At 36.5% G+C, this 17,383-nt stretch carries 16 protein-coding genes and 1 tRNA gene; all 17 read right to left on the reverse strand.

Translation table 11 applies throughout. From position 1 onward, the window contains the following. On the reverse strand, positions 1 to 1,275 hold the full coding sequence (locus tag CLAN_RS06410; protein WP_100590865.1) for an ArsB/NhaD family transporter: 1,275 nt from the start codon (positions 1,273 to 1,275) through the stop codon (positions 1 to 3). Between the two features lie 6 nt (positions 1,276 to 1,281). Next, positions 1,282 to 2,349, reverse strand: coding sequence for an NAD(P)-dependent alcohol dehydrogenase (locus CLAN_RS06415; RefSeq protein ID WP_096020876.1), 1,068 nt, complete (start codon positions 2,347 to 2,349; stop codon positions 1,282 to 1,284). A 50-nt stretch (positions 2,350 to 2,399) separates the two neighbouring features. Next, positions 2,400 to 2,573 carry a hypothetical protein gene (locus CLAN_RS08350; RefSeq protein ID WP_197736424.1) on the reverse strand — a complete coding sequence of 58 codons (174 nt, stop codon included), beginning with the start codon at positions 2,571 to 2,573 and terminating at the stop codon, positions 2,400 to 2,402. A 717-nt stretch (positions 2,574 to 3,290) separates the two neighbouring features. Beyond that, positions 3,291 to 4,553, reverse strand: coding sequence for a major outer membrane protein (locus tag CLAN_RS06425; protein WP_100590866.1), 1,263 nt, complete (start codon positions 4,551 to 4,553; stop codon positions 3,291 to 3,293). Positions 4,554 to 5,548: 995 nt separating this feature from the next. Then, positions 5,549 to 5,639: transfer RNA gene (locus CLAN_RS06435), tRNA-Ser, on the reverse strand. Positions 5,640 to 5,682: 43 nt separating this feature from the next. Further along, positions 5,683 to 6,363: an orotidine-5'-phosphate decarboxylase gene (pyrF, locus tag CLAN_RS06440; RefSeq protein ID WP_096020874.1), complete on the reverse strand. Its 681-nt coding sequence runs from the start codon at positions 6,361 to 6,363 to the stop codon at positions 5,683 to 5,685. Beyond that, the gene (nusB, locus tag CLAN_RS06445) at positions 6,364 to 6,759 is read right to left on the reverse strand and encodes a transcription antitermination factor NusB (RefSeq protein WP_096019546.1); all 396 of its coding nucleotides are present in this window, start codon (positions 6,757 to 6,759) and stop codon (positions 6,364 to 6,366) included. A 1-nt stretch (position 6,760) separates the two neighbouring features. Further along, a complete protein-coding gene (gene ribH, locus CLAN_RS06450) occupies positions 6,761 to 7,231 on the reverse strand; it encodes a 6,7-dimethyl-8-ribityllumazine synthase (protein WP_096015849.1) in 471 nt (156 codons plus the stop codon). A 9-nt stretch (positions 7,232 to 7,240) separates the two neighbouring features. Next, positions 7,241 to 7,564 (reverse strand): DMT family transporter, encoded by a 324-nt coding sequence (locus CLAN_RS06455; protein ID WP_096015850.1) that lies wholly within the window; start codon positions 7,562 to 7,564, stop codon positions 7,241 to 7,243. Continuing rightward, positions 7,561 to 7,887 carry an SMR family transporter gene (locus tag CLAN_RS06460; protein WP_096015123.1) on the reverse strand — a complete coding sequence of 109 codons (327 nt, stop codon included), beginning with the start codon at positions 7,885 to 7,887 and terminating at the stop codon, positions 7,561 to 7,563. Before CLAN_RS06460 ends, CLAN_RS06455 begins: the two co-directional genes overlap by 4 nt. Continuing rightward, positions 7,880 to 8,680, reverse strand: coding sequence for a 3-deoxy-8-phosphooctulonate synthase (gene kdsA, locus CLAN_RS06465; protein WP_100590868.1), 801 nt, complete (start codon positions 8,678 to 8,680; stop codon positions 7,880 to 7,882). Before kdsA ends, CLAN_RS06460 begins: the two co-directional genes overlap by 8 nt. A gap of 59 nt (positions 8,681 to 8,739) precedes the next feature. Then, entirely contained in the window at positions 8,740 to 9,735 is a 996-nt protein-coding gene (locus CLAN_RS06470; RefSeq protein WP_100590869.1) for an asparaginase, read from the reverse strand. 59 nt (positions 9,736 to 9,794) lie between these two features. Continuing rightward, positions 9,795 to 10,688: a DMT family transporter gene (locus CLAN_RS06475; protein ID WP_096020869.1), complete on the reverse strand. Its 894-nt coding sequence runs from the start codon at positions 10,686 to 10,688 to the stop codon at positions 9,795 to 9,797. A gap of 223 nt (positions 10,689 to 10,911) precedes the next feature. After that, a complete protein-coding gene (gene nifJ / locus CLAN_RS06480) occupies positions 10,912 to 14,463 on the reverse strand; it encodes a pyruvate:ferredoxin (flavodoxin) oxidoreductase (RefSeq protein WP_100590870.1) in 3,552 nt (1,183 codons plus the stop codon). A 274-nt stretch (positions 14,464 to 14,737) separates the two neighbouring features. Next, positions 14,738 to 15,385: an HAD family hydrolase gene (locus tag CLAN_RS06485; protein ID WP_167368943.1), complete on the reverse strand. Its 648-nt coding sequence runs from the start codon at positions 15,383 to 15,385 to the stop codon at positions 14,738 to 14,740. Next, entirely contained in the window at positions 15,375 to 16,214 is an 840-nt protein-coding gene (locus tag CLAN_RS06490) for a mechanosensitive ion channel family protein (RefSeq protein WP_096018306.1), read from the reverse strand. The genes CLAN_RS06485 and CLAN_RS06490 overlap by 11 nt, the downstream gene beginning before the upstream one ends. Positions 16,215 to 16,216: 2 nt before the next feature. Further along, positions 16,217 to 17,227 (reverse strand): OmpA family protein, encoded by a 1,011-nt coding sequence (locus CLAN_RS06495; RefSeq protein WP_086229853.1) that lies wholly within the window; start codon positions 17,225 to 17,227, stop codon positions 16,217 to 16,219. Positions 17,228 to 17,383: the final 156 nt, after the last annotated feature.

A 17,383-nucleotide genomic window follows, 5' to 3' on the forward strand; every position in this document is an offset into this window, starting at 1 on the left:
TTACCCCAAATTCAAGATATCACGCCCAATCCAAAGCCCCAAAACTCCAGCCAAAAGCACACCAAAACTAAATATAAACGAAAGCTTAAAATAATCCAAAATTCTAATTCTCACACCATGTAATCTCAAACTAGCAAGCCACAAAAGCGTAGCTAGCGATCCAATCGGCGTAAGCTTAGACCCGATATTACACCCAAGCAAATGCGCATATATCAGCCCACTATCAGCCCCAAGCTCCCTAAGCGCCAAATCCCCTAGCATCACCATCGGCAAATTATTTATAATCGCAGATCCCACGCTAGATAGTGTCGCCACCCCAAGCATCGAAGCCAAGCTATCTAAATTTGCGATACTCTCAAAGCCCAAACGCAAAAGCTCCAATCCACCAGCCTTACCCACGCCATAAACCATCACAAAAAGCCCCACACTAAATACCACAACCCCAAATGGCGCTCTTTTAAATAGCTCAAATTTACCGCTCTTTTGCATCATTATAGCTATCACCGCTACAATCAAGATATATCCACTTACAGGCACTCCCATCGCCCCAAATACCGCACTCCCAACAGGCAAAGACAAAAGCAAAACAATACAAGCTATAAACCCACTCTTGCTAATTTGCCTATCTGGCAAAGCAAATTCAAGCACCATAGGCAACCGCCTACCAAGCACCACCCAAAAGAGCACACACGCCGCTAAAAAAGCAGATAATTGCGCCACAATCATAGAGCCAAAATACTCACCAAATGAGATATCAAAGATATTAACACTAATTATATTTGTAAGATTAGAAATACTCAAAGCATTTGAGCCAAAATCACTCAAAAATCCAAAAAATATTAAAAACGCAACCAAAGGCGCCATCACAGCACCCTTCTCACCCTTACCAAAGAGCGCAAACACCAAAGGCGTAAGGATCAAAATCGCCCCATCATTTGCCAAAAATGTAGCCAAAAACAGCCCAAACACCATCATAATAGCAAAAAATTTAAATCTATTGATCCTATACCCACGATCAGCGCACATTGATATAATTTTCGTAGCCAAACTATCGAAAAACCCTATCTTCTCAAAAGCCATAGCGATGATTATAAGCCCCACTAAAACCAAAGTCGAGTCCCACACCATCGCCAAGACTCTCAAAGCGTCCATAGTGCTCACCACACCAAAAGCCAAAGCACATAACGCCCCAGCCACCGCACTTAGCCACACCGGCAGCCCAAATGGCCTAGCGTAAATTAGCACCATAGCAATAGCGAAAATCCCAAACGCCATCTAAATTTATTTAGCCCTCATATCAATCACATAGCGAAACTCCCCAGAGCCATTTGTGAGCTTCTCATATACTTCATCGATTTGCGATGGCGATACTATTATAGTTTCAGGGTAAATTTCATTTTCAAGCGAAAAGTCCATCATCTCTTGCGTCTCTTTAATCCCACCAATGAGTGAGCCATATACCTTTTTACCAGCTTTAAATACTAGATCTATTATGCTCACACTAGGCGCCTGTGAATACGGCGGCAATCCCACGATAGCCAGCTCTCCGCCATATTTGAGCAGATCTATATAAGCTCCCACATTATAATTAGTCGGTATAGTAGATATGATAAGATCAAATCTCTCATTAACTATATTTTTATCATTTGTAGTATAGAAATTACTAACCCCAAGCTCCATAGCTTGAGATTTTTTCTTATCATTTCTAGCAAAGACACTAACACTAGCCCCCATCTTAACAGCATATTTCACAGCCATCATCCCAAGACCGCCAAATCCAGCCACACCGACCCTATCACCAGCTTTTATCTTAGAAAATTTAAGTGGTGAATATGTAGTTATCCCAGCACACAAAAGTGGCGCTACCTTATCTAATGGCGCATTTTTTGCCACTTTGATGGCAAATTTCTCACTCACAACTATATTATTAGAGTATCCGCCATATGTATTCTCACCACCATGAAAGCAATCACTAGAATTATAAGTATAAATAGTCTTACCACGCTCACAAAACTGCTCCATACTAGCCTTACACGCATCGCACTCTCCACAGCTATTTACCATACATCCTACCCCAGCATAATCCCCAACTTTAAATTTACTCACATTTTTACCCACAGCGACCACTTGACCAGCTATCTCATGACCAGGCACGCATGGATAAATAGTCCCGCCCCACTCATCTCTAGCCGTGTGAATATCGCTATGACATATCCCGCTATACAAAATTTCAATCAAAATATCCCCATCACCTAAGCTATGGCGAGTGAATTCAAAAGAGCTAAATTTAGAATCCTTTGATTGCAACGCATATCCCTTAGCAGGGATTCTATCTGTGAAAATACTCATCTCATCTCCTTTAATAAATTTGCCAAATTCTAACCAAAATTATTAATATTTTAGTTAAATATCACAAATTCCCACTTTTTATTTTTACCTACTTTTAACGGCGTAGCAAAGCCATGCCTAAAGTAGCAAACTATTTTAACTCCGCACGGCAACAAAGTCGCCGTTTGCGGCAGGGAGTTACACTCCCTTGACCCACCTAAAGCCCCGCAAGCGGGGTTACCCATTTTTAACTCCGCACGGCAACAAAGTCGCCGTTTGCGGCAGGGAGTTACACTCCCCCCGCCCACCTAAAGCCCCGCAAGCGGGGTACCCCTTCCCACTTAAAAAAGAAATTTCTTTAAAAAACTCAAATCCGCAAAAAAAGCAAATTTCTCCAAAATTTCAAATTCACAAAAAAAGCAAATTTCTCCAAAATTTCAAATTCACAAAAAAGAAAATTCAAATTTCATTAATATTTTAAATCTACTAAAAACTAAAAAATCTTAATGCGAATTTAAGTATTAAAAAATAATTTCTCTAAAATCTCAAATTCAAAACTAAAAATAAATTCAAAAAATTAAATTTTATAAATTTATCGCAAATATTAGCTTTGGCTTTAGCGAAGTAAAGCGGTGAAAAACATTAAATTTAAATCATTAATCTTATAATTTTGATTACTATATTTTATTAAAAATTTTTTTGAGTTTTTAATAAAAATAATAAAAATAATAAAAATAATAAAAATAATAAAAATAATAAAAATAATAAAAATAATAAAAATAATAAAAATAATAAAAATAATAAAAATAATAAAAATAATAAAAATAATAAAAATAATAAAAATAATAAAATGAATTTAAATTATGATTTTTGGATTTTGGTTAGTGGATTTTAAAAGCATAAAAAAAGGGAGCCTAACCATAAATGGCTAAGCTCCCCAAGAGATTTAAACCCTAATTATATTAGAAGTTATATCTAGCTTCAAATCTTAGGTGTTTAGCATCATCTTCATTGTTGTCTCTATCAATGTATGAATACCAAGTTTTGAAGTTAAGTTTTTTGCTATATTTATAATCTACTCTAGCTACTGCTTCATAAGCATCTGTGTAGTCACCTTCATTATCATATCTAGCACCTACATAGTCAGCACCTACTCTTACTTTGTCAGCAAATGTATAGCCAGCAGTTACGAAGTAGATACTTTGATCAGCACCGATCAATGTATAGTCTAGTAGATCCTCACCAGCTGTGATGAAGCCACCTTGGTCTTCAAGTGAGATTAGAGAAGCGCCATCGCCTTGAGTATTGATATTTACATATCCTACGCTACCATCGAAGCCAAATGCTTTAGCACCAGCTTTAACAGCTAAGAATTGAGCATCGTCTAAATCTACATTTCGACTTAAAACACCATCTTCCCAATAGCCAACTTTGCTAGCCCATACGCTTGAGCCAGCATATTGAGCTTGCAAGCTTAGGTCAGCGCCACCTAGGTTAGCTCCTAGTGTTACATCAAGAGCGTATAGTTGAGCTACGCTATCTAGAGCTGCATACCATGCTTGGAAGCTTACTGGATCATATGAGCCGATAGCAGCTACACCATATAGGTTTCTATCATATACATACTCATTATTATTATTACCAATTACTATACCTTGACTTCTGCCTTGGTCATCTACATAATATCTTGTACCCATATCACCATCAGTGCTTTGTAGGTTATCAAATGCTATAGCAGCTAGAGTCAGACCGCTGATATCGCTATTAAGAACTTTGATACCAGTACCTACCATATCATCAGTGAAGAATGTACCTAGGACTTGGCGACCAGCTTGGATAGTTGTGTTACCTGCTGTATATCCTAGATAGTATTGGCGGACATTGAATGTTTGACCATATTCTTCATTACCAACATCTTGTGAGCCTACTTTGGTGTTAGCGTCTCTTCTCTCACCAGATGCATCACGGCTATCATATCTAAAGCCGATAACACCAAAGAAGTTATCATCTAGTGCAGCTTTGAAATTTGCATCTGTTGTAAATCTGTGGTAGTTCTTTGTAGTGCTTGTAGTGTTGGTTGTAGTGTTTTTGCTATCATATCTATATCTTGCATAGCCTGATACATCTACATTTTTAATAGCTTCTTCAAGTGATGCAGCACTTGCTACGCTTGAAAGAGCACCTGCAGCTACAATAGCAGCTAAGCTTAGTTTAACTAATTTCATTTTGTCTCCTTGTAAAAAATAGGTTTAGAATTGTAATGATTTTTTACTTAATGTTTACTGAAATTTTGCCAAATTATTACCGACTATTTACCGAAATTCAATGAAAAATCCAAAGGTATGAAATCATCGTTTATCATAGATTGGCTTGGATTTATTTAGTGATTTAGGATATTATGGGAATTTGAGATTTTAGAGAAATTATTTTTTAATACTTAAATTCGCATTAAGATTTTTTAGTTTTTAGTAGATTTAAAATATTAATGAAATTTGAATTTTCTTTTTTGTGAATTTGAAATTTTGGAGAAATTTGCTTTTTGCGGATTTGAGATTTTTAAAGAAATTTCTTTTTTAAGGGAGAAGGGGAGCGCTTTTTGGCAGCCGCTACCCCTTCCCCCTTAACAACCCCTAACCCCCTGGAAAAGCCTTTCAAAGTTGCTGCGCTAGGCGCAGATTTATACCATTTTTATTAAAACTCTTCGAGCTTTAATAAAAATTATTTTAGGGATAATATGAATTTAAATTTTTATTTTTAACTCTTTAAATTTTATAATAAAAATTTTATATTTTTTAGAAATTTGAATTTTGAATTTATTTTTCTTTTTTGTGAATTTAAATTTTTTGAAATATGAGAGAAATTTAAATTTTTCTTTTTTTAAGTGGTAAGGGGAGCGCTTTTTGGCAGATGAGTAGCGTAACAGCAACAACGATGTAAATCATCGTTTGCGACGCTACGAAAGATAGCAACACCTTAGCTTCCCCCTTAACAACCCCTAACCCCCTGGAAAAGCCTTTCAATGGGTGGCCTCGCCACGGATTTTTATAGGGTGCCCCATTTGATTTCGCAAGATTGAGCAAAGCACACTTTTTGACTAAATTTCGCATAGGATTATAAAACTTTGTTAAAAAAGGTCTAATAAAGTTTAATGATAATAAAAATAAAATTATTTGAGATTAAAAATTTAAAGATGATTGATAAAAATATGATTGAAATTTAGTGGCGGACAGAGAGGGATTTGAACCCTCGAAGCCCGATTAAGACTTGCACCCTTAGCAGGGGTGTGGTTTCAGCCGCTCACCCATCTGTCCTAAAAAGAAGTGGAATTATACTAATTTTAGACTTAAAGGCTACTTAAATTTGGCTTAGTATCCTTTGGGTTATCTCTTTGGGGTTATTGGATGCGTATATAGGTCTGCCAACTACGATAAAATCGGATTTATTATCTAGGGCTGTAGTTAGGTCGGCTACTCTTTTTTGGTCGGCGTTTTCTTCGCCAAATGGGCGAATTCCTGGTGTTAGGGTGATGAAGTTATCATTAGTAACAGATTTGATAGCTAGGCTCTCATAAACAGAGCATACCATACCATCTAAGCCCGATTTGTAGGATATTTGAGCCATATTGATAACACTTTGATTGATACTAGAATTATAAATGGATTTAAACTCACTCTCATCAAAGCTAGTCAAAGCTGAAACAGCCAAAACCAATGGCCTTTTAGGGAGCGAATTTAGCCTATCCATAACCGCTTTCATAGCGATTTGGCCGGCACTTGCGTGGATATTTATCATATCTACGCCAAGTGATGAGATGACTTCACACGCATCGGCCATGGTATTTGGGATATCATAAATTTTAAGGTCTAAAAATATCTTAAAATCGCTAATATTTTTTAGCTCTTCTATGAATTTAACCCCATCTCTAAGGTAAGCTCTTAACCCAACTTTAAGCCACAGATCTAGCCCTTTTAGCTCCTTAGCAAGGGCTAGGCAATCATCTTTTTTAGCCATATCTAATGCTACACAAAGCTTCATCTATTTATCCTTTGCGATTGCGTCTAAAACGCCATTTATAAGCTTGATAGAAGATTCTGATGCTAACTCATTAGCTAAGATTACGGCTTCGTTTATAGCGATGGCTAGGTCTATATCGCTATATTTCATCTCATAAGCCCCAAGGCGTAGAATCTGCCTTTCTACTATGCCGATTTGATCTAGCTTCCATTTGCCAAGGTAGTTATTAAGCAAGTTATCGATATTATCAATATTATCTAAAACGCCGTTATATAGGCTGATTGTGAAGTTTTTTTGGTCGTTTCGGATCTTCTTTTCTTCTAAGAACTCATCGCTAAATTGCTCCATCTGACTACCCATCTCTTTGGCGTAGAGCAAGCTTACTACGCACTGCCTTACTTGATGTCTAGTAGCCATTTTAAGCCTTTAAATTTTCATATAAATTTATCATTTCTATTACATTTGACATAGCTTCAAAGCCTTTATTACCAGCTTTTGAGCCGGCTCTTTCGATAGCTTGGTCTAGATTATCTACGGTTAAGACGCCAAATGTTACAGGTTTAGCATATTTTAGCGTTATGTTGGCTATACCTTTTGTGGTTTCAGCGCTTACATAATCAAAATGCGGTGTAGCGCCACGGATCACAGCACCCACGCAAACTACAGCATCGAATTTGCCACTTTCTAAGGCTTTTTGAAGTGCCATAGGAATCTCAAAAGCCCCAGGAACTAAAATCAATGATAAATTCTCATCTCTACCGCCATGGCGTAAAAATGAGTCCCTAGCGCCCTCGCTTAATCTATCTGTGATTATGTGATTAAATCTAGCTTGGATTATAGCTATTTTTTCATCTCCTTTTAGAGATAATCTACCTTCTAAAATATTCATAAAAACTCCTTAAATAAATTTCAACATTATTACACTAAAAATTATTAAAAATAGATAAACCGCCTTTGGGATAGTGAATTTCTCACCATTAAATACTACTCCCACGGCCACAGCGCCAACAGCACCTATACCAGTCCATACGGCATACGCCACAGACATGGAAAATTCATTCATAGCAAAGCCAAGCAAGGATATAGAACCACCAAAAGCAATTATCAAAGATATAAAATAAAATATCTTAGCAATGCTCTTGCTTTTTGCCATTTGATTTAGAGCTGCCACGCCTAAAACTTCGCAAAATCCAGCAACCAAAAGAGCAAGACTATATATCACGCCTCACTCCTTTTAAGCCCTAATACACCGATAATTATAAGCAAGATAAATAGAATTCTAATAAAGCTTATACTCTCGTTATTAAAGTAGTTTGTCACAATCTCAGCCCCTACTATAAATATAGTCCCAAAGCCGATAAACATAGTATATGCCACACTCGCACTAAGGTATCTAAAACTAAGCATAAAAGATGAAAAACTACAACAGATCAAAAGAGCCGTAGCGATCCATTCAAGCGTGGTATTAGCGTGTTTAAGCCCATACGCCCATCCGCACTCAAAAGTCGCCCCCAAAATCACCCAAAAAAAGCCCTTATTACTCACCTAAGGCGTCCTTGATCCTTTTGATCTCGTCTAAATTTGCTTTAAGGGCTTCAAGATTTAGCATATTTGGCCCATCGCACATAGCCTCACATGGATTAATATGCGTTTCATAGAAAAATCCATCCACACCCACAGCGGCTGCTGCCCTAGCTAGATATGGCACAAATCTGCTATCGCCACCACTTGTAGCGCCGTTTGCACTTGGCATTTGAACGCTATGAGTAGCATCGAAAACAACAGGCGCAAACTCTCTCATAATAGGCAAACTTCTCATATCCACTACTAAATTTCCATAACCAAATGTAGAGCCTCTCTCACATAAAAATACCCCATTATCCCTAGCAACTTCATAGCCAAATTCACTCACGCCACGAGTCTCTAAGACCTTTTTAACGCTATGTTTCATCGCATCAGGGCTTAGGAATTGACCCTTTTTGATATTTATCATAGCTTTGGTTTTGGCTGCTGCTACTAGCAAATCTGTCTGGCGGCATAAAAATGCTGGTATCTGTAGGGCATCTGCTACTTGCGCTGCGGGCTGGGCTTGATAACTTTCGTGGATATCGGTTAGGATTTTAAAGCCAAATTCCCTTTTAACCTCATCTAAGATTTTTAGCCCATTTTCAAGCCCTGGGCCTCTAAAGCTACTAATGCTTGTGCGATTGGCCTTGTCAAAACTAGATTTAAAATAAAAATCTATCCAATCTAAATTCGCTATCTCTACTAAATTTTGTGCTACTTTAAAGACCAAATCCCTGCTCTCGATGACGCAAGGTCCAGCTATTAATATCATATTTATCCTTTGGAATTTAATTTTAATGGGTAATTATAGCCAAATATTGCTAAAGCTATTTAATATTTCAAAAAATAGTCTTGAATTTGGCTAATATCATCTGTTTTAATCAAAGATAACATAAGCAAAACTCTAGCTTTTTGCGGATTTAGCTCTTCAGCACTGATAAAGCCAAGAGATTTTTTCTCACTATTTAAAGCGACTCGCCCTTGCGAAATTCGTGAGCTTACAACGACTTTAAGCCCTTGGCTTATCAGCTCTTTTAGGGCTTTTTCGTGATCTTCGTGGATACTTCCAGCGCCACTTCCAGCTATTACTAACCCCTTTGTCCCATTAGCAAAAAGCGCCTTAGCCGCTACGGCGTTGCCATCATTTGAGTAGCTATACAAGATATCTACCTTTGGTAAATTTGATATTTGGCTTATATCAAATGGGGTGTTTGTGGTGTGAGCTTTGGTAATGGCACTATAAAAATAGGCCTTGCCATCTACCATATAGCCCAAATCACCAAAATCAGGCGATGAAAAGGCGTCTAAATTTAGGGTATGAGTTTTTGTTACACCCCTAGCGCTTAGGATTTTATCATTCATTGTTACCATAACGCCTTTAAATTTAGACTCTTTATTGGCTGCTAAGGCTACTGCGTTATATAGATTTTTAGCCCCATCAGAGCTTACGCTATTTGATGGTCTCATAGCACCTACTAAAATCACAGGCTTATGGCTTTTGATAGTTAAGTGTAAAAAATAGGCCGTCTCTTCCATAGTGTCAGTCCCGTGAGTTATCACAACTCCATCAAAATCACTATCTAAAATTTGGTTAATCTCTTTAGCAAGTTTAAGCCAAATTTCATCACGCATATTAGCGCTATCGATATTTGAAATTTGCTTGGTAGTTATGGTGGCTAGATCTTCAATCCCCTTAACTCCACTAATCAAATTCTCAACACTCAAACCCCCAACACTATATCCAGTAGTAGCAACGCAATCTTCAATGCTACTAACAATTGTCCCACCAGTGGCTAAAATAGCGATTTTTGGCTTTGCTTGCGCCATATCAGCTCCTATAAAATAGATATAAAAATAACAATAGCTCTCTAAATTTCACCCTTTAATCACCTTTGATAAGCGACCAAAATCCCAGCTCCTATAATCATTATAATCCCCAAAAACGCCAAAGAACTAGGCAAAGAATCACCCAAAATTAACCCAAAAATCATACTAAAAACTACATCACTATAACCTACTGCTGCGACTACGCCGGCTTTTTTGCTTGCTGCGTAAGCTTTGGTAAGATAAATTTGAAATGCCGTAGCCAATAATCCCATAATAACTATCATAACCCAACCATTTAAGCTAGGCATCACAAATGGACTAATCAAAAAATCCAAATTTGGCCTATAATAAAAACTCCCAACAATCATGGATAAAAGCGGCATAGCACTCCCACAAATCATAAAAGACAAAACAATCGCCCTAGTATCATAATGCTTTCTAAGCCCCCTAATGCTCGTATATGCCATCGCCGCACCAATACCGCTAATCAATCCTATATACTCATCTTTACTAACTCCAAGAGTCGGCTCAACAATAAATAAAATTCCAATAAACCCAATAAAAATAGCAAACCAACTAAGATAATTAAGTCTCTCTTTAAATAAAAAAGCCGCAAAAAGTGCGGTAAAAATCGGACTAGTTTTAGAAAATGTAAAAGCTGTAGCCAAATCTATATGAGCAATATTATAAAAAAACGCATATAGCCCGATAGTGCCTATAATGCCACGAAATGCCAAGAGCCAAAATTTGCCCCCAGTTTGATGAAGTGGCTTTTTATATATCATCAAGATGATGAGAAATAACCCTATGATATTACGGAAAAATACAATCTCAATAGAGTTAAGCTCACTGCTTAAAAGCTTAGATAAAGCCCCAGTCCCAGCAAAAAGCATAGAGGCAATAAGCATATAATATATACCTAAATGTCGGATTAAAAATTTATTATAACTCATTTTTTGACTTGTGAATTTGAATTTAATTTAGTTTGTAATATTAATATAATTTACTGAATTTAAAATAAATATTTAAAAAATTTATAAATTTTTAGATAAAAAATAGAGATTTTAAAATGCCACGGAAGAGCAGATCCGTGGCATAAAAAAGGAGTAAAAACAAATCAGTTAATAGTAAAATTATATAACTGATTTGGTAAATACTCAGCCAAGAGAGTTAAATTTAATTTAACTCATCGCTATAATCAGCTGCGGCTAAGCGTTTTAATTGTCTATATCGTCGCTTAGCGTCGTTTAGGTTTTTAGCAAATAGCTCATCTGCGTGACTAGGATTGATCTTTTTAAGCGAGTTATAACGAACTTCGTTTAATAAAAACTCTTCATATCTATCCCAATTAGGCTCTTTGGATGTAATTTTAAGCGGATTTTTGCCTTGAGCTAATAGACTTGGATCATAGATATATGTAGGCCAATATCCACAAGCTGTGGCTAACTCCGCTTGCTCTCCTGACATAGTAAGGCCACCTTTGATACCATGAGCTATACATGGAGAATAGGCTATTATAAGACTTGGGCCATCATATTCTTCAGCTGCGGTGATAGCTTTTATCACATTTGCTTGACTAGCGTTTAGATTGATTTGGGCTACAAAGATATTACCATAAGTCATTGAAATTTGGCCTAAATCTTTCTTTTGGACTGCTTTGCCACTAGCGCTAAATTGTGCTACTGAGCCACTTCGGCTAGATTTTGAGCTTTGGCCACCTGTGTTTGAATAAACCTCTGTATCAAGGACTAAAACATTGACATTTTCACCACTTGCTAATACATGATCCAAACCGCCATATCCGATATCATAAGCCCAGCCATCGCCACCAATGATCCATTGTGATTTTTTAGCTATGTATTGTTTAAGGCTTAAAAGCTCTTTTGCCCCTTCGAAATTTGAATTTGCTTCAAGTAGTGGGACTAAGGTATCTCTAATATTTTGGGTAGCTATTCTATCATTTTTATTAGCTAACCAGTCATTATATAGCGCTGCTATAGCATTTGGGGATTTGTCTTTGGTATTTAGCATTATGCTCTCTACTCTATTGCGGATAGTTTGCATAGCTATCTCCATACCCATACCAAACTCGGCATTATCTTCAAATAGCGAATTCGCCCATGCTACGCCGTTGCCTGTTTTATTAGATTTTCTATATGGTGATGATGGTGCTGACCCGCCATAAATAGAGCTACAACCAGTCGCATTAGCTATCATTAATTGCTCGCCAAATAGCCTTGTAACTAGCGTGATATATGGCGTTTCACCACATCCTGGACATGCGCCGTGGAATTCAAATAAAGGTTGAGCAAAGCCAGAGCCTTTGACGCTTTGTTTGTTCATTAAATCATCTTTATAGACAACTTTTTTAAATAGATAATCTGCGTTTTCTTGTTCGCCTTTTTCTATTTCGCCATTTAGCGGCACCATTACTAGGGATTTTTCTTTGCTTGGGCACTCATGGGCACATAGCTCACAACCGGTACAATCTAATGGGCTTACTTGAATTTTGTATTTTAATCCTGTTAGCTCTTTGCCTTTAGCGTTGATCGCTCTATCTTTGACACCTTGTGGGGCATTTGCCATCTCATTTTCATCTATCAAAAACGGCCTAATAACAGCATGTGGGCATACAAAAGCACATTGATTACACTGGATACAATTCTCCTCTATCCATTTTGGCACCATCACACCTACGCCACGCTTTTCAAATTCAGTAGTCCCAGACTCAAAAGAGCCATCTTCATACCCTACAAAGGCTGAAACAGGCAAATAATCCCCACGAGCAGCATTCATAGGTTTAGCGATATTTTCTACAAAATCACTACCTTTATATTTATCCTCTTTTATATCATCGCTTAAATTTATCCAGCTTGGATCAATATCTATTTTGACTAACTCACTAGCACCCTCATCGATGGCTTTGTAGTTCATCTCTACAATTTTATCACCTTTTTTGTGATAGGTTTTGTAGGCGTATTCTTTCATATATTTTCGCGCTTCTTCATAGTCAATTATACCTGAAAGCTTGAAAAATGCCGATTGCATAATGGTATTTGTGCGATTTCCTAGGCCTATTTCATAGGCTAATTTTGTAGCATTTAGTATATAGAAATTCGCATTTTTTTGCGCTAAAATGCGTTTAACTCTATTTGGGATTTTCTCTATTGTTTTTTGAGCATCCCAAATGGAATTTAACAAAAATGTCCCCCCATCTCTTAAACCATCTACAACATCATAAATATCCAAATACGCCGCCACAGAACAGGCTATAAAATGCGGATTTGATACTAGATATGTAGAGCGGATAGGATTTTTGCCAAATCTTAGATGGCTTCTAGTATAGCCGCCGGATTTTTTGCTATCGTAAGCAAAATATGCTTGAGCATATAGATCTGTTTTATCGCCGATAATTTTGATTGAGTTTTTATTTGCTCCAACCGTACCATCAGCTCCAAGCCCATAAAATAAACACTCTATACAATCTTCATCACTTAGTGAAATTTTATCTCCTACTGCTAGTGAAGTAAATGAGACATCATCTACTATACCAACTGTAAATCCATCTTTAGGCGTAGGTGAATTTAAATTTTCATATACTGCTAACATTTGAGCTGGATCGACATCTTTTGAGCTTAGGCCATATCTTCCACCTACTATAATCGGGGCATTCTCTTTGCCATAATATGCGGATTTGATATCTAAATATAGTGGCTCACCAAGGCTTCCTGGCTCTTTGGTGCGGTCTAAAACGGCTATCTTTTCTACTGATTTAGGCATCACATCAAACATATATTTAATGCTAAATGGTCTATATAGATGGACTTTTAGCACGCCTACTTTTTCGCCTTTGGAATTTAGATAATCCACAACTTCTTCAAGCGTTTGAGTAACTGAACCCATCGCTACAATCACTCTAGTGGCATCTTTAGCGCCATAATATACAAATGGTGCGTAATTTCTACTAGTAACCTTAGATATCTCACTCATATAATAAGCCACAATATCAGGGATAGCATCATAAAATTTGTTTGTTAGCTCCCTAGTTTGAAAATATATATCATCATTTTGAGCCGTTCCTCTGATTTTTGGATTTTCGGGATTCATAGATGTGCGTCTAAACTCTTCAACTGCCTCTTTATCAAGCAATCTATCAAATACACTATAATCCATCACTTCGATTTTTTGAATTTCATGGCTAGTTCTAAATCCATCAAAAAAATGTAAAAACGGCACCCTACCTTTAATCGCACTAAGGTGAGCTACCCCCGCTAGATCCATAACTTCTTGGACTGACCCAGTAGCAAGCATAGCAAATCCAGTCTGCCTACAAGCGTATATATCTTGATGATCGCCAAAAATTGATAAGGCTTGAGCCGCCAAAGATCTAGCTGCGACATGGATCACGCCTGGTAGCATTTGGCCTGCGATTTTATACATATTTGGAATTTTAAGCAATAGCCCTTGAGCTGCTGTAAATGTAGTAGTTAATGCTCCAGCTTGAAGGCTACCATGTACCGTACCGGCCGCACCGGCTTCGCTTTGCATCTCGACTACTTTAACAGGCATCCCAAAGAGATTTTTCTTGCCTTCACTTGCCCATATATCCACATAGTCTGCCATAGGTGAGCTAGGCGTAATAGGATATATCCCAGCAACTTCTGTAAAAGCATAAGAGGCGTAAGCTGCTGCTTCGTTGCCATCCATGGTTTTCATAATTTTGCTCATATTTTTCCTTTCTAAGCTTAAATTCTATTTATAAAATAAAATTTAAAAACTCATATTGGTTTGATTATTTTCTTTAACTTAAAGTTAGTAATTATATTATAAAAATCTAAAAACTAAGTAAATTATAAATTTTTTTTTATATAAATTATCAGTTCTATAAATAATACATAGCTCAAAATATGATTTTTCCATAAAATTAATATATAATTAATTAGAAAAAATTAGCCAAATTTTTTTAGCTAATTTATAAGTTTAAACAAAAAATCAATAAATTTTATGAATTAGATATCTTGATATACTCTACAGCGCTTAAAGTATCTAAGCAGACATAATCGCAGATTGACTCTAAATTCTCTCTACTCTCATATCCACAAGTTACGCCAATACTGACAATACCGGCACTCTTAGCCGCTTTAGCATCCATTGGAGTATCGCCTATCATATAGCTTTTTGGACTCTTGCCAATCACTTCTAAAGCCTTTAGAATCGGCTCAGGATTTGGCTTTGGATGGGTTACATCATCTCGCCCTATAACAACGCTAAAATATTTTAAAATTCCTAAGTTTTCAAGCAAATTTTTAGAATATAAAGAGGTTTTTGTGGTTACTACTCCTAAATTCGCAAATTCACTAGCCTTGCTAACTGCTTCAAATCCACCGGGTAAAAGAGTGGTTTGTGCTAGGTAGTTTTGTCTATAATCATCTTTGTAAATAGCGATAAAATCAGCTATCAAATGCTCTTTAACTCCAAGTGAGCCAAACATATACTCCAAAGGATGTCCCACTAATGAGCAAATTTGAGCCTTTGTAGGCTCGGTGAAATTATGGCTCCTAAAAGCCTTATAAAATCCATTTACGATAGCTTCAGTAGAGTCAATAAGTGTCCCATCAAGATCAAATAAAATAGTAGGTTTATTTATCATCTTCGCTCTCTTTCTCATATATATGATGCGTTACAAGTTGCGGATATGGGATACTAATCCCAGCTTCGTCAAATGCCATTTTAACGCCTTCTAGCATAGCTGACTGCGTGGCGCTATAATTTTCATTAAGCACCCAAAATCTAACTAATATATCAATGCTGTGAGCCCCAAGAGCACTTACTAATACGCTAGGTGCGGGCTCTTTTAGGATTAACTCATTTTGATTTGCGATATTTAAGATTATATCCTTAGCTAATCTTAAATCATCTTTATAATCCACACTAAAAAGTAGCTCAACTCGCCTTGTTGGTGTTAGTGAGAAATTTATAATTTTGCTATTTATGACCTGTTTATTTGGGATAATGACGCTTTTGCCATCGCCAGTTATTAGACATATACTAAATAAATTTAACTCACTCGCTACGCCGTTATATCCGCCAATATCGATATTATCCCCTATCCTAAATGGCCTAAAAAATAGAATCAAAATCCCAGCTCCGATATTGCCAAATGAATCTTTAAAGGCCATACCGATACCAAGCCCTATGGCACCAAGCATCGCTACAAATGAGGTCGTATCGATACCAAGATTTGCTAATGCTGCTACAATGACAATTATCAAAAATATTGTTTTGGATGAATTTACAATAAAACTAGCTATTAATTTATCTAATTTGGCTTTTTGTATAACTCTTTCTATAACAAGACAAATTCGCCAAACAACCCACTTGCCAATAAAAAATATAAGTAGTGAAAATATAACTCTAAGGCTATATTTAGCACAAAGTGCCAATATAGCCGTATAATCAAAATCGGTGATTATCTGCATAATTAATTACTAAATTTAGCATCAACACGGCGATTTTGTGCTCTACCCTCTTTGGTTTTGTTTGTAGCGATTGGAGATAACTCACCATAGCCTATTGTTTGGATTCTATCTTTGCTTACACCCATATTTATAAGCACATCTGCTACTGCTTTGGCTCTTTTTTCTGATAAAATTTGGTTATATTTTTCTGAACCTGTAGAATCTGTGTGGCCTTCTAATACAACTTTATACTCGCTATTCATATTTAAAACTTTAGCAACTTCTTCTATTTTAGCTACAAATTTTGGGCTTAAAGTTGCGCTATCACTTGCGAAATTAGCATGTAAATTTAATCTAATTAATTTTTGACAGCCATTTTCATCAACCACGGCACCTGCTGGGGTATTAGGGCATCTATCTTTGCTATTTAACACTCCATCATTATCATCATCGCCATCTACTACTTGTGAAGCGATAGGGGCTTCTTGGGTTATGGTAGGCTCGGATTTTTTGGTAGCACCAAAGCTACTAGCAAAACCTAAAGTATATAAAAATGTGCTATCTCCTTCTTTGAAGTTAATAGCATCTCTTGCTTCTAATTTGATAGCAAAATTATCCACTACTTTAAATTTAACCCCCAAACCAGCTTGACCAAATCCATCATCATTAGCATCATTTGCCTCTTTACTTAGATCTTGATATCCAGCACCGGCCAAGGCATAAACAGAAAATCTATCGGTTAAAGCAAAATCTTTTACTAAATTTAAATAGTATCTAGCAATTCTTGTATCATAGCCAATTTCTTTGCCATTTTTGTCTTCAAATGTAGCCTTAGGAGTGTAATCAAAGCCAAGCTCAATTTGACTAAGCCAAGATAGATCTAAATTTCTACCTAATCTTAGACCAATTAGCTTTTGATCATCAATACCTTGAGTGCCCTCTGGGTGAGCATATCCACCAACTATGGTTAGTTCATATCTATCACTTGCAAATATCGCTGACGCCGCACATAATGCTAAAATGATTTTTTTCATTTTAATTCCTTAAAAAGTGTGATTAAATGTAATGATTAATTTAAGAATAATACATTAAATCGCTTTAAAACAATATAAATTTTGTGATTTTGAATGTTTGAGATTTATAAAGATTTGGCTACTCTTTTGGGTGAAAATAACCAAAATGAAATGATC

It is taken from the genome of Campylobacter lanienae NCTC 13004 (genome assembly GCF_002139935.1).
Taxonomy (GTDB): Bacteria; Campylobacterota; Campylobacteria; order Campylobacterales; family Campylobacteraceae; genus Campylobacter; species Campylobacter lanienae.

Bases quoted from the DNA above. Each gene is read 5' to 3' on its own strand.
- CLAN_RS06425 (WP_100590866.1), bottom strand. From the start codon at position 4,553: ATGAAATTAGTTAAACTAAGCTTAGCTGCTATTGTAGCTGCAGGTGCT.
- CLAN_RS06485 (WP_167368943.1), bottom strand. From the start codon at position 15,385: ATGATAAATAAACCTACTATTTTATTTGATCTTGATGGGACACTTATT.
- CLAN_RS06470 (WP_100590869.1), bottom strand. From the start codon at position 9,735: ATGGCGCAAGCAAAGCCAAAAATCGCTATTTTAGCCACTGGTGGGACA.
- kdsA (WP_100590868.1), bottom strand. From the start codon at position 8,680: ATGATATTAATAGCTGGACCTTGCGTCATCGAGAGCAGGGATTTGGTC.
- CLAN_RS06490 (WP_096018306.1), bottom strand. From the start codon at position 16,214: ATGCAGATAATCACCGATTTTGATTATACGGCTATATTGGCACTTTGT.
- CLAN_RS06415 (WP_096020876.1), bottom strand. From the start codon at position 2,349: ATGAGTATTTTCACAGATAGAATCCCTGCTAAGGGATATGCGTTGCAA.
- nifJ (WP_100590870.1), bottom strand. From the start codon at position 14,463: ATGAGCAAAATTATGAAAACCATGGATGGCAACGAAGCAGCAGCTTAC.
- CLAN_RS06475 (WP_096020869.1), bottom strand. From the start codon at position 10,688: ATGAGTTATAATAAATTTTTAATCCGACATTTAGGTATATATTATATG.
- CLAN_RS06495 (WP_086229853.1), bottom strand. From the start codon at position 17,227: ATGAAAAAAATCATTTTAGCATTATGTGCGGCGTCAGCGATATTTGCA.
- ribH (WP_096015849.1), bottom strand. From the start codon at position 7,231: ATGAATATTTTAGAAGGTAGATTATCTCTAAAAGGAGATGAAAAAATA.
- CLAN_RS08350 (WP_197736424.1), bottom strand. From the start codon at position 2,573: ATGGGTAACCCCGCTTGCGGGGCTTTAGGTGGGTCAAGGGAGTGTAAC.
- CLAN_RS06410 (WP_100590865.1), bottom strand. From the start codon at position 1,275: ATGGCGTTTGGGATTTTCGCTATTGCTATGGTGCTAATTTACGCTAGG.
- pyrF (WP_096020874.1), bottom strand. From the start codon at position 6,363: ATGAAGCTTTGTGTAGCATTAGATATGGCTAAAAAAGATGATTGCCTA.
- nusB (WP_096019546.1), bottom strand. From the start codon at position 6,759: ATGGCTACTAGACATCAAGTAAGGCAGTGCGTAGTAAGCTTGCTCTAC.